The following is a 12,484-nucleotide window of genomic DNA, read 5'->3' as shown; positions in this document are numbered from 1 at the left end:
GTATTGGCTACTCAGATTTTTCGCCCGTCCCTGTCGGGTATTACCTAATCTCAGCGCGGTGTGGGGTTCGAATACACCCGGGTAGGCGAGATCAGGACGGCAGCTCGACGTTCCTCGCGCATGACTCGGTCATAGGTGTCCCAGTCGTCATGGGTGCCACCGGCCGCGGTAAAGATGTTGCGTAACAACAGCCTCAGTCCCTCGGCATCGACCTCCGGATGCGGGTCGTCGGGGCCGATGATCTCGGCGGTTCCCTCGACCGTCGCCCATTGCCAGCCGGCGTGGGCAACGACGGTGGCCCTGGAGTCAGCGCGGAGGTGACGCAACTTGCGTGCGCCGCCGATGGCGACCAGGGCAACGACCGGTTGACCGGTTCGTGGGTGTGCCATCACGCCGGCATTGACCACCGAGGACTGGATGCTGCCATCGCCGCGCAGGGTGCTGAGCACGCAAAGACCGTGATCGAGTGCCGAGAGCTCGGCGAATGCGGACACGCTAGTCACCTGGAAAACGTTACGCTCCTCGATCCGCCGATTGCTATGGATCGTTGGCGGCGCGAGAGCGCTAAGGCCGGCTAGTCAGGTAGCGGCATGGTGTCGTAGAGCCGGACACCTTTCGGGTTGAGCCGGGCCAGTGATTGCGTCAGCCCTATGGGCAGCAGTGAGATGGTCCGTGCGGTGCCCATCAAAGCCTTTATGCCCCAACGTGATCCGGGTACGATAGTCTTGGCGTTAACGGCCGCCAGCTTGCGGCTGCCGGACACCGGTGCGGCCATGGTTCGTTCGTAGTTGGCGAATGCTGCGGCGTAATCGTCACCAGCCCTTGCAATTTCGGCGGCCAGGACGTAGGCGCCGTACACCGCCAGGCTGGTGCTGCCGCCCACTGCTGGGCCCGGGCAGTACCCGGCGTCGCCGACCAGCGTTACCCGGCCGCGAGACCAGGTGCTCATCTGCAGTTGGGTGATGGCGTCGAAGTAGAACGCCGGGGTGTGGTCGACTTCCTCTAGCCAACGGTCGACCTCGGGCGCCATGCCGCCGAAGGCCGCACCCAGTTGACGTTGCTGCCGTGCGACGTCGCGGTGGTCGTAATCCATGGGTCCGCCGGGACGGAAGATGTACACCGCCCGCGCATCGTCGAGATGGTCAGCGGTGTAGATCATGGCGATTTTCCCGGGCACCAGGTAACCGACCATTTCACCGTTGCGGGCAAGGGATTTCGGCACTGATACCACCGAGAGATAGCCGCCGAGAAACTGCTCCGGAACGTGCTCTCCGAACACCAAGCGGCGCACACCCGAGTGCAACCCGTCGGCTCCGACGATCACGTCGAAGTGTTCGGACGGCGCGTGTTCGAAGGCCACCTGACCGTCGTCGGCGATGGCGGTGATCTGGTCGCCGAACCGAAAGTCAGCGGCGTCGCGAGCGGCGTCGTAGTAGATGGCGCTGAGGTCGTCGCGCATGATCTCGACATGCCTGTCGGACACCATGGCGACCACTTTGACGTAATCGATATTTGTCGGCCGGGTAGCCGGCGGTTGGTGGGCGATCAGTCGGGTGGTGCCGGTGGCATGTGCCTCGATGCGGTCGAGCACGCCCATCCGTTCCGAGATGTCCATGGCAGGTCTGAACAGGTCGACGGCGTGGCCGCCGGTCTTGCGGAGCGCCGGGGCGCGTTCGACGACGGCGACGTCGCATCCGCCTCGGGCGAGCCAGTATGCGAGCAGGGGTCCGGCGATGCTGGCGCCGGAGATCAGCACTTTCATCGGTTTCTCCCCATTTACTTAACGATCGGTAAGTGACGGGCGCAATCAGCTTACTGCTCGTTAAGTAAGTTAGGGTGGCTACGTGGCCAAGCCCCCGTCGGAGACCCGGCAGCGCATCCAGGATGTGGCGCGCGAGCTGTTCACCCAGAAGGGCGTGCAACGCACCAGCCTGCAGGACATCGCCGACCGGCTCGGCATCACCAAGCCGGCGCTTTACTACCACTTCCGGTCACGTGAGGATCTGGTCCGAAGCATCCTGCAGCCCCTGATAGACGAGGGCGAGGCTTTTGTCGCGCACCAGGAGCGGCTGCGTGGATCGAATCGGGCGACACCCCGAGAACTGCTGCAGGGCTATTTCGACTTTCACTACCGGCATCGCGCCGATTTGGTGCTGATCGTCTCCGAACTGACCACCCTGGCCGACCTCGGCTTGATCGACGCCTTGCTGGCCTGGCGGGACCGGCTGGGCAAGGTGGTGTTCGGCCGTCGACCCACCCTGGACCAGTCGGTCCGCTCAGTTATAGCGTTCGGCGGTCTGCAGGACTGCTGCCTGCAGTATCCGGATACGCCCTACGAGCAGTTGTGCCACGCGAGCGTCGATGGTGCGATGGCGGCGCTGGGACTGCCCGACTGAGCTTCTTCGGTTCAGATGATGGCGCCGAGATCCGCCGACAGCCAGTGCTTGGGATCAAGCGTGACGACCACAGTGGCGCCGTGCTCGCGCTTGGAGAACTCCACGTACGCCGGGGCTTTCTCGGCGCCCAGGTAGCGAGTCGCCATCTCGACCAGCTGCTCGTCGGTACCCGGCTCGATGCTGAGCACCGGGCCGTCGACCGCGACGTAGCGCGTCGTCGGCTCCAACCGCTCGACCATCAGCGAAAAGTGCCCGGCGGCTTCGATCAGCTTGTGTTTACGGGAACCAGGACCGGTCAGCAGCCAGAGCTTGCCGCCGGGCGTGTACTGGTACCAGATCGGCACCGTCAGCGGTCCGCGGTCGGGGCCGGCGTTGACCGACAAGGCCCCGATGTGTGGCTCGGCCAGAAACTGTTCGCGTTCGTCCTTGGATAGCGCCATGACCCCAAGGTAGCGAAAGCCTTCTAGCCTTGTGGTTTGCGCGAGGACGCCCGGTTGCAGGACAACCGCGTCGTCGCGCCGGGTGCCCCCCGCGCCGCGCCGGTACGATTGCGTGGGTATTTGATCGCGGCCTTGGATGCCGAACAGTTGCGGAGGTTGCGCGTGGGGGATTCCGTCAGTGCGGTACCTGCCATGAGCGCCCGACGCAGCACGGTGTGGTGATTGGTTATGGACATCCCTTTCGTCGGGCCGCTGACCCTGTCCGGGTTTACCAGCGCCTGGTTCTTCGTGTTCCTGGTGGCGGTGGTTGCCGCCGTCGTTGCGTATTTGCTGCTGCGCCGGGCCCGACGCAAGCGAGTGCTGCGGTTCGCCAACACCGAACTGCTGGAGCAGGTGGTCGCCGCCCGGCCCAAGCAGCAGTCTCGATGGCGAAACCTGCCGATCATCCTGCTGATCACGTCGCTGGTTCTGCTGACCACCGCCATGGCTGGACCGACGCACGACATTCGAATCCCGCGTAACCGCGCCGTGGTCATGCTGGTCATCGACGTGTCTGAATCCATGATCGCCACCGACGTCGCACCCAGCCGTATCGAGGCGGCCAAGAGTGCCGGCCAGGTGTTCGTCCGTGGACTGACCCCGGGAATCAGCGTTGGGTTGGTTGAATTCTCCGGCAGCGCGACCATGCTGGTCGCCCCGACAAGTGACCACGACGTCGTCGTCAAGACCATCGAAACGTTGCAGCCTTCGCCGCGTACCGCCACCGGTGAAGGCATCTTCACCGCGTTGCAGGCCATCGCCACCCTGGGCGCGGTGATGGGCGGTGGCGATGGCCCGCCGCCGGCTCGCATGGTGCTGATGTCTGACGGTAAAGAGACCGTGCCTGCCGACCCGAATGACCCGCGCGGTGCCCTGACCGCCGCCCGCGCCGCCAAAGACCAGGGCGTGGAGATCTCGACCATCGCCTTCGGTACCCCGGACGGCATCATCAACTACGATGGCCAGGAAGTCCCGGTGCCGCCGGATCCCGATATTCTGCAGAAGATTTCCAAGATCACCGGGGGACAGGCCTTCCGTGCCGAGAGCCTCGACGAGTTGAGCGGTGTCTACGCCAACCTGCAGCAGCAGATCGGCTACCAGACCATCCGCGGTGATGCCAGCGGCAGTTGGACCCGTATCGGGTTCCTGGTCTTGGTGTGCGCGCTGTTCGCCGGCGTGCGAATCAACAACAGACTGCCGGGCTGACCCATGACCCGCCGGCTTCTCGTGATCGCGGCCTCGGTTCTGGTGCTGGCCGGATGCGCCCACAACGAATCAGGCAAAGCCGAAAAGCCCGCGGGCGGGCCGTCTCCGGGCGCCGTCGAGGTGAATCTGCTTGGTAGCGGGAACTTTCCGGTAAAGCCGATGGGTCCACTGGGCACTGCTGGAGCGCCATTGACCGGGGCGCTGATCGACGCGCGGCGGATGGCCGACTACGTCGTCGGGCCGTGGGAGGTCGACCCGCGGATGGTGCTGCCCAGCCCGTCGCGCGCCATGGTGATCTCCGACGCCACGTCTCTCGGACTGGTGCTGCCGATCCCGGTGGCCAATACGGTCAAGTCGCACAACCTGATCTACGGGTTCTCCTCGGACCGGCAAGACCCTTCGCAATGGCGATTGATGAACGCGGTTCTGCGGTTTGCGGATTCGGCGTCGGCATCCGCGGCCGCAGCTGACCTGTCGCAGGCAGTACTGGCCCTGTCGCCGACCCTCGACCATGCGGTGCCCATCCCCGGCCATCCCGACGCCCAGGCGAACACCTACAGCTACAACCTGAACACCAGCCCCGATCAGCCGGTGACAGTGTATTCCTTTACCCCACACGGCTCCTACGTGCTGTGCCAGTTGGTGTACGCACCGCAACAGGACCAGGCGGCCGCTGCCGTCGGCGCCACCCTGGACGCCCAGCAGCCTCGTATCGACCAGTTCGTCCCGACCGATCCCGCTCAGTTCGCGTCATTGCCGGTGGATCCGTCGGGCCTGCTGTCCCACACCATGTCCGCGCCGACCTACCCGGACCCGCCGGGCATCAAGCCCCACGATCCGAAGATCGGCACGTACCTTCCCCGCGCCGCACTGCACCTGCAGGACGACCCGGCCCAGATGGAGCCGGCGTTCACGGCGGCGGGCCTGCAGGCGATGACGTTCAACCAGACCACCATCTATCGCGTGCGCGACGCCGCGGGTGCCAGCAAGTTGGTCAGTGATCTTGCTGCGGTGACGGCCACCACCGAGGTGTCGGCGCATCCGGCCAATGCCGTCGACTTCATGCCAGGTAGTCAATGCGTGCAGTCCGAACGCAATCCGTCGGCCGACGACTCGATGTACTACTGCTTTGCGGCGTTGAACAACTTGGTCATCGCGGTGCAGGATCCGAATCCGACGGGCGCACGGCAGGAGACGGCCGCGCAGTACAAAATGCTGCTGGCCCCCTAATCCCGGTCTGCGCACCCATTAGCCGCCGCCGGATGGTGCCCTCGTCATAGGGTGGTCGCATGCGCTTCGGAATGTTCATCCCACAAGGCTGGCGTTTGGATCTGGTGGGAATTCCGCCGCAACAGCATTGGCACGTGATGCGTGATCTGGCGGCGCATGCCGACGCCGGAGCGTGGGACTCGCTGTGGGTGTACGACCACTTCCACACTGTGCCGTTGCCAACCGCCGAGGCGACCCATGAGGCATGGTCGTTGATGTCGGCCTACGCGGCCAGCACCTCGCGGATCAAGCTGGGGCAGATGTGTACGGCCATGAGCTACCGAAATCCGGTCTATCTGGCCAAGGTAGCTGCGACGGTTGACGTGATCTCCGGTGGCCGGGTGCAGATGGGCATCGGCGGCGGCTGGTACGAACATGAATGGCGCGCTTACGGTTACGGCTTCCCATCAGCCGGGGTGCGACTTGGCCGGTTGGACGAGGGCGTGCAGATCATGCGCGACGCCTGGCGCGATGGCTCGGTGAGTTTCGACGGCAAGTACTATCAGGTCGACGGCGCGATCGTCCAGCCGAAGCCGCTGCAGGACAACGGGATTCCAATGTGGATCGCCGGTGGTGGCGAAAAGGTGACGTTGCGCATCGCGGCCAAGTACGCGCAGTACACCAACTTCACCTCCGAGGCGGCGGGATTTGCGCATAAATCGCAAGTGCTGGAGGAGCATTGCCGCGACCTGGGAACCGACTACGACGCCATTGTGCGGTCGGCGAACTTCAACGTCATCGTGGGCGAGTCCGACGCTGACGTGCAGGCCCGTATCGCGCGGATCAAAGAGCGGCAGGTCGCGGTGGCCGACGAGAATGCGGTCGCCGCGATGCTCAAGACGTTGACTTCGCCTGATTCGCCCACTGGCACAACAGATCAGGTCATCGAGAAGCTGCGGCAGATTCGCGACCTGGGTTGTGAGTACGCGATCATCTACTTCCCAGAGGCGGCCTACGACACGTCCGGGATCGAGGCGTTCGAACGCGAGGTCATCCCCGCGCTGAGCTAGCGCCACTCAGAAGGGTGGTGGGTCGTCAATTGCTGGTGCCGGTTGCCTTGGAGTGCTGGGCTTTTCGGGCTCGGAGCCGGCATCGGCGAGTTCTTGTTCGTTGAGTGTGCGTTCATAGGCGATGCGACGCGCGTGGTCTTGGGTGCGGGTCTTGCGACGGGTGGGCATCATCAGGCCCCGGCCCGGAGCGTCGGGGATGTCCAGGTCGCGCGTGTCAGTTGTCGGTAGTGGTGTGGTGATGGCGTGGTCGGGGAACAGGATTCGGCTGCCGGGCACGCTGATGTAGCTGTGTCCGGTCGGTGCTGTCCACACGATCGAGCCGTCGGGTAGCTGTCGGTCACGCCAGCCGCCGGGACCCGTCCAGAATGTCTTGAGCAAGTGGTGTTTTCGGCACTTTGGACTCAAGTTGGCCGGGTGGGTGGGTCCGCTCGGCCACGGGATGGTGTGGTCGATGTCGCACGTGACGGCGGGGTGGTCGCAGCCGGGGAACATGCAGGTCATATCCCGCATCCGGACGAACTCGTCAAGTCGCGCGGTGGGTCGATAGCCGCTCTTACCGGTGAGGCTTTCGATGCTGGTGACGGTGTGCACTTTGGCGCCGCGGGAGATCAGATCGGCGAACAGGATCGCAGGCATCAACATGCCGCCCAGCACGTATCCGACCGCAGCCTGTTCAGTAGTGGCCGGTGGTTGGGGTTCGGGAGTCAGGGCTTGATGGTGAGGTCCGTTGATCATCGGATCTGCCGGTGAGTCTGCGGGCGCAGGGACGGTTTGAGCCAGGACATGCACAGTGACCGCGGCGGCGCGGGCATCATCGATTGTGGCTGGGCAGTCCGTGGTGCCGCACAGGCACGCCAATTGCAGGGACCCGGCAGCCAGCGTCCCGAGCGCATCAGAGCGGCGCTGCCCGACGGTGCGGGGATCATCGTGGCACACCTGGCTGGCCATGGCCGACAGCCGCGCATCAAGCAGGGCGGCGTCGGTGGCCAGCAGTGCACCCCAGATCGAGGCCACCCCGGACCTGTCTTCAGGCTTGCCGAGTTCGACAGTGCGGGCCCGGGCCCTGTTGCGGGTGCGGCGCACCGCGGCGGGGTCGAATTTCTCGACCCAGCCGTCGATCAGCCCCATGAGCTTGGGACCAGACAGCCGGCCCCACCCGTTCAAAGCCCCGGCCAGGGCAGTGTCGATAAGGGCCATGGTGTCCGGTTCGCTCACCAAGGTGGTGTGCCAGCAGATCGTCTCGACCAGCCCGATGGGAATGTCCCCGGCGGCCAGCAGAGCAGCGATTTTCGGGTGCCGTTCGCGCAATGCCATCGCGATGTGCATGTCCCGGGATGCCGCCCGTCGCCCGATGTTCAACGCAGCCCCGATTTCGGCGGCCGCAGCATCCCAACCGTCACAGGCCCAGCGCTCGCGCTCGCCTTGATTGCCGCAGCGGCGGGCCACCAATTCGCCCATCGCGGTCAACCGAGTCGATGCGGCCATCGCCTCCGCGCGTTCGCCCGTGATGATCGCGTCGATCAGGGCTGAATCATCAACCCCGCCAAGACTTTCGACTGTGTCGAACATGTGTTCGAGTGTAGCTCGGTGATCCGACAAAATCCACAGCAAGTTCGCAGAATCGTGTTCCCTCAGCCTCGGCCTTCGGCGAATCCGGTTGTCTGCCATTGACCAAATCCGCCCCCAACACCGTCCGCTCTGGCGGATAGTTCATGTCATGGAGAAGATTTCGCTGACTGCTCTCGCCCGCGAACAACTGGTAAGCGCAAAGAAGTCCGGCGGCGGGCGCAGTGCGCATACCGTCTACGGCGGCCACGAGCACGCGTTGCGGCAGACGCTGATCGCCCTCGTCGATGGCAGCGAGTTGTCCGAACATGAGAGTCCCGGCGAGGCCACCCTGCAGGTGCTGCAGGGGCGGGTTCAGCTCGTCAGTGAACAAGCCAGCTGGGACGGCATGGCCGGCGACCACCTGATCATCCCGCCCACCCGCCATAGCTTGCGAGCGCTCGCCGATGCGGTGGTGCTGCTGACCGTGGTCAAGCGTTAGATCGCCGGGCCCAGCAGGTCGTCAGCGTCCTTGATGACGTAGCCGTAGCCCTGTTCGGCCAGGAACCTCTGCCGGTGCGCGGCGTATTCGGCGTCCAGGCTGTCCCGGGACACCACCGAGTAGAACACCGCGCCGCCACCGTCAGCCTTGGGCCTTAGCAGCCGCCCCAACCGTTGGGCCTCTTCTTGGCGGGAACCGAAGGTGCCCGAAACCTGAACGGCCACAGAGGCCTCCGGTAGGTCGATGGAGAAGTTGGCCACCTTGGACACCACCAGGGTGCGAATCTCGCCGGCCCGGAATGCGTCGAACAACTGCTCGCGCTCGGCGTTCTTGGTGGAGCCCTGAATGATCGGCGCGTCCAGTTCGGCGCCCAGTTCCTCCAGTTGGTCCAGGTAGGCGCCGATCACCAGTGTCGGCTCATCGGGGTGACGAGCCAGGATCGACTTCACCACCGCGATCTTGGTGTGCGCCGTCGAACACAGCTTGTAGCGCTCTTCGGGTTCGGCGGTCGCGTACATCATCCGCTCGTTGTCGGTCATGGTGACCCGGACTTCGATGCATTCGGCCGGCGCGATCCAGCCCTGCGCCTCGATGTCCTTCCACGGCGCGTCGTACCGCTTCGGCCCGATCAGCGAGAACACGTCGCCCTCGCGGCCGTCTTCACGAATCAGTGTGGCGGTCAAGCCAAGTCGACGACGTGACTGCAGATCGGCCGTCATCCGGAACACCGGTGCAGGCAGCAGATGCACCTCGTCGTAGATGATCAGCCCCCAGTCCCGGCTGTCGAACAGTTCCAGGTGCTTGTATTCGCCCTTGGTGCGCCGCGTGATCACCTGATAGGTGGCGATGGTGACCGGTCGAATCTCCTTGCGCTCACCCGAATATTCGCCGATCTCCTCCTCGGTCAGCGAGGTGCGCGCGATCAGTTCACGCTTCCACTGCCGGCCGGCAACGGTATTGGTGACCAGGATCAACGTGGTGGCCCCGGCTTTGGCCATCGCCGCGGCGCCGACCAGCGTCTTACCGGCGCCGCAGGGCAGCACCACCACGCCGGACCCGCCCGCCCAGAAGGACTCGGCGGCCATCTCCTGGTAGTCGCGCAGTTCCCAGCCGTCCTGCTGCAGCGCGATGGGGTGCGCTTCACCGTTGACGTATCCGGCGAGATCCTCTGCAGGCCAACCGATCTTGAGCAGCATCTGCTTGACGCGGCCGCGCTCGGAAGGGTGCACGATCACGGTGTCGTCGTCGATCTGGGCGCCCAGCATCGGGGTGATCTTCTTGTTGCGCAACACTTCCGCGAGCACCGCACGGTCCAGGCTGACCAGGGTCAGGCCGTGTGCCGGGTGCTTGACCAACTGAAGTCGGCCATAGCGGCCGATCGTGTCGACGATGTCCACCAGCAGCGGCTGGGGCACCGCGTACCGGGAGAACGACACCAGTGCATCGACCACCTGCTCGGCGTCGTGGCCCGCGGCACGGGCGTTCCACAGCGCCAGCGGGGTGATCCGGTAGGTGTGCACGTGCTCGGGGGCGCGTTCCAGTTCGGCGAACGGCGCGATTGCCGCGCGCGCAGCACCGGCCTGCTCGTGGTCCACCTCAAGCAGCACTGTCTTGTCAGACTGGACGATCAGGGGTCCGTCGGTCATGCGTGTTCCTGCTCCGCTACTTGCTTGAAGGCCATCCGCTCCATTATCCAGATTCAGCGAAGTGCACCGTATCCACCGTGAGCTGGGGCTACCCCAGCCGCGTGAAGAAACAGCCCCCAGAGCCCGAGTTATTCCGCCGACACCACAGAAGTCACCCGATGCACCGCGAATTCACGGACCCGTCCGGCGGCGGGGTCAAAAGCGGTCAACTGGCCGCCGCGGACGTTCACCGGCGCCACCACCCGCTGTGTCGCCACGCCCGCGGCGTCGACGTATCCGATCACCACCGAGTGCTGGGCCAGCGCGGCGCTGGTCAGCAGCGAGATCGCGGTTGCCGGGTCGAGGCGTTCTCCGGTGGTGCCGCGGTTGGTCTGGCGGAGCACCGCGATGATCGCGCCCAGGGTCTGCAGGCTCGGCGCCGTGGAATGCCGGAACGTGCGACGGTGCAGTGGCGTGGACACCCGCACTCCGAGCGGGCGCAGGTCGACGATGGTGCCCGACCAGTCCTCGGCCGCGGGCGCGAAGCCTGCGGAACGCAGGGCAGCCAAAACCCCGGAGATGGGCGCGGGTGACACCGCCACGGTCGGGGCCAGAGCCCGCAGGCTCACCGCCTCGAGCATCGGGGAGGCCAACGCCTGGGCCAGCAGCGCGGGGTCCTCGCAGCGGATGAACGACGAGGCCATGCCCACCCGTAGCTGTCCATGGCGGCGTGCCACATCGTCGATCAGGTAGGTGAGGCCCTGCGGCACAGGCGTTTTGGAATGACGCGCGAATAGGGCGTGAATCTCGCCGGCGCTCTTCCCGGCGTCCAGCGCGCGTCGCACCGACTGCTCGCTGATCCGGTAAACTGTTGCAGCACCAGCGGATTCGATGTCGGCAACGGCGGTGAGTTGGTCGGCCAGATCCCGCTCCAGGGGGCCGGGCACCACCACGGTGAGGTCGGCCTGCAATAAGAAGTGATCGATCGGATCAGGCAGGGCGGCGGCCATCGCGGCAACCACCTTCTCCTCGGGCTCCTCAGCAAGCAAAAGCCTTATGGGCCCGGCGATCCCGCCGCGGCCGACGACGCCCAGCGCGTGCGCCTCGGTCAGTAGTTCGTCGGTGGGTTCCGGCAGCAGTCGGGCGGCCCAGCGGGGGCGGCGCCATGTCATTGCCGCCGAGGCGGTGCGGGTGTCCATTGTGCCGCCGGGAGGCAGTTCGGAGAGCACTGTCAACAGCAGTCGGCGGTCCAGAGGGGCTGCCGACGAGTACAGCGAATTGGTCAGTGCGGCATAGGGTTTACCGTCCGGACCGCGTTTGCCTATCAAGCTCGGCCGGCACAGCAGGTCTAGCCAGGCGGTAGCGAGCAGGTACCAGCGCGCCGCGGCGGTGGACTCGATGAAGCGGTCGGCAGCCACGGTGGGTGCCCAGTGCGGCCCGTCGTAGTCGTCGGAATCCGGCATGCCCGACGCGATCAACTGGGCCGCCGAGGCCACCTCGAGGATCAGGGCCAGGCGCTGCTCGGCGATGCCGGTGATCTTTGTCAGCCGCTTGGCGTCCCGAACCCCCAGGCCTCCACTGCGTAGTTCGGGAATCGGTGTGGTGGAAAGGGTTTCGATGACCAGCTCGACATCGCGCATGATGTCCAGGGCGGCCCCCGCGGCTGCCGCATCCACGTCGCGTTCGCTCAACGCGGGGGTGTCCGACCCCGGCTGGGTCAGCGTCGTCGGGCCCGGCGGTTGCCCCCGCAGCACCTGGCCGACCAGCCGCGGCAGGATCACCGTCTCGTCATCGATACGGCGCAGCAGACCGGCAGCGATCAACCGGGGCACCGGGCGATCGGCCGGGGTGTCCGGCGCCGCGTCGCGGGTGCGCCCGACGGGGGAGCCGTCTGCCAGTCGCTCCAGCAGGTCGCGCTGAGCGGTGTCGATGCCGGCCAGGCGCACGGCGATGCCGTCGGCATCGGCTTCTTCCAGCGTCGCCTGCCCCGGGTACCAGGGCAGCCCGGACACCGCCTCGGCCACCACCCGCACCTGGGTGCTGCCCCATACCAGACCGCGGGACCGCAACTCGTCCAGCGCCGCTGCCACCAGCTTCTTGGTGGCCCGGCCGGACAACAGTTTGAACAGGGTGGCCGTGGGTACGGCAATGGTGTCGGCCTGCAGCACCAGCAGTGCGTCGAGCACCGTCAGCTGGAGAAAGTCCAGGTCGTCAGTCGCTGCTTTGACCGATTGGCGGGACTGCGCCCGAGCCGCAAGCGCCGTCAGCGTGGCCGGCGGCGGCTGGGTGAGGTCGGGCCGCACCGAGAGCAACTCGACCAGTTGCGCATCGGACATGTCGGCCAACCAGGAGCCTAACGGCACACCTGGGGATTCATCGGTCATTGTTGACCAGGGTAAAGGCAGCTGCTGTTTTCCTCCTCGCGTCCGGGACGCCCGATCTCGCCAGCGCG

12 protein-coding genes are annotated in these 12,484 nt (G+C 65.7%); 6 read left to right on the top strand and 6 right to left on the bottom strand.

All coding sequences use genetic code 11. The features are described 5' to 3' along the window. Positions 1 to 50: 50 nt before the first annotated feature. Together M2432_RS03525 and M2432_RS03520 are read right to left on the bottom strand one after the other, a co-directional pair. Positions 51 to 503: a TIGR03618 family F420-dependent PPOX class oxidoreductase gene (locus tag M2432_RS03525; protein ID WP_280825381.1), complete on the bottom strand. Its 453-nt coding sequence runs from the start codon at positions 501 to 503 to the stop codon at positions 51 to 53. 71 nt (positions 504 to 574) lie between these two features. Then, on the bottom strand, positions 575 to 1,762 hold the full coding sequence (locus M2432_RS03520) for an FAD-dependent monooxygenase (RefSeq protein ID WP_280825380.1): 1,188 nt from the start codon (positions 1,760 to 1,762) through the stop codon (positions 575 to 577). A gap of 82 nt (positions 1,763 to 1,844) precedes the next feature. On the opposite strand from M2432_RS03520, the gene M2432_RS03515 reads away from it, so the two are divergent. Further along, the gene (locus M2432_RS03515; protein WP_280825379.1) at positions 1,845 to 2,396 is read left to right on the top strand and encodes a TetR/AcrR family transcriptional regulator; all 552 of its coding nucleotides are present in this window, start codon (positions 1,845 to 1,847) and stop codon (positions 2,394 to 2,396) included. A gap of 11 nt (positions 2,397 to 2,407) precedes the next feature. On the opposite strand, the gene M2432_RS03510 is transcribed toward M2432_RS03515, so the two are convergent. Then, positions 2,408 to 2,836: a pyridoxamine 5'-phosphate oxidase family protein gene (locus tag M2432_RS03510; protein ID WP_280825378.1), complete on the bottom strand. Its 429-nt coding sequence runs from the start codon at positions 2,834 to 2,836 to the stop codon at positions 2,408 to 2,410. A gap of 36 nt (positions 2,837 to 2,872) precedes the next feature. Between M2432_RS03510 and M2432_RS03505 the strand changes: the two genes are divergently transcribed. Genes M2432_RS03505 through M2432_RS03490 form a run of 4 tightly spaced genes read left to right on the top strand, consistent with a single transcriptional unit; the run spans position 2,873 to position 6,360 of the window. Continuing rightward, positions 2,873 to 3,058, top strand: a complete 186-nt coding sequence (locus M2432_RS03505; RefSeq protein ID WP_280825377.1) for a hypothetical protein — start codon at positions 2,873 to 2,875, stop codon at positions 3,056 to 3,058. A gap of 6 nt (positions 3,059 to 3,064) precedes the next feature. Further along, the gene (locus M2432_RS03500; RefSeq protein WP_280825376.1) at positions 3,065 to 4,081 is read left to right on the top strand and encodes a VWA domain-containing protein; all 1,017 of its coding nucleotides are present in this window, start codon (positions 3,065 to 3,067) and stop codon (positions 4,079 to 4,081) included. 3 nt (positions 4,082 to 4,084) lie between these two features. Then, positions 4,085 to 5,311 carry a hypothetical protein gene (locus tag M2432_RS03495; RefSeq protein ID WP_280825375.1) on the top strand — a complete coding sequence of 409 codons (1,227 nt, stop codon included), beginning with the start codon at positions 4,085 to 4,087 and terminating at the stop codon, positions 5,309 to 5,311. 59 nt (positions 5,312 to 5,370) lie between these two features. Then, the gene (locus M2432_RS03490) at positions 5,371 to 6,360 is read left to right on the top strand and encodes an LLM class F420-dependent oxidoreductase (RefSeq protein WP_280825374.1); all 990 of its coding nucleotides are present in this window, start codon (positions 5,371 to 5,373) and stop codon (positions 6,358 to 6,360) included. A 6-nt stretch (positions 6,361 to 6,366) separates the two neighbouring features. Here the strand turns inward: M2432_RS03490 and M2432_RS03485 are convergent, their stop codons facing one another. After that, positions 6,367 to 7,929 carry an HNH endonuclease signature motif containing protein gene (locus tag M2432_RS03485; protein WP_280825373.1) on the bottom strand — a complete coding sequence of 521 codons (1,563 nt, stop codon included), beginning with the start codon at positions 7,927 to 7,929 and terminating at the stop codon, positions 6,367 to 6,369. A gap of 148 nt (positions 7,930 to 8,077) precedes the next feature. Between M2432_RS03485 and M2432_RS03480 the strand changes: the two genes are divergently transcribed. Continuing rightward, positions 8,078 to 8,407: a cupin domain-containing protein gene (locus M2432_RS03480; RefSeq protein WP_280825372.1), complete on the top strand. Its 330-nt coding sequence runs from the start codon at positions 8,078 to 8,080 to the stop codon at positions 8,405 to 8,407. On the opposite strand, the gene M2432_RS03475 is transcribed toward M2432_RS03480, so the two are convergent. Both M2432_RS03475 and M2432_RS03470 read right to left on the bottom strand, forming a co-directional pair. Continuing rightward, positions 8,404 to 10,053, bottom strand: a complete 1,650-nt coding sequence (locus tag M2432_RS03475) for a DNA repair helicase XPB (protein WP_280825371.1) — start codon at positions 10,051 to 10,053, stop codon at positions 8,404 to 8,406. The genes M2432_RS03480 and M2432_RS03475 overlap by 4 nt on opposite strands. A 128-nt stretch (positions 10,054 to 10,181) precedes the next feature. Then, on the bottom strand, positions 10,182 to 12,416 hold the full coding sequence (locus M2432_RS03470; protein WP_280825370.1) for a helicase-associated domain-containing protein: 2,235 nt from the start codon (positions 12,414 to 12,416) through the stop codon (positions 10,182 to 10,184). Positions 12,417 to 12,484: the final 68 nt, after the last annotated feature.

Source organism: Mycobacterium sp. OTB74 (assembly GCF_029892685.1).
Lineage (GTDB): Bacteria > Actinomycetota > Actinomycetes > Mycobacteriales > Mycobacteriaceae > Mycobacterium.
The sequence above is the reverse complement of the archived record's forward strand: the minus strand, read 5'-3'. Positions and strand labels throughout refer to the sequence as shown.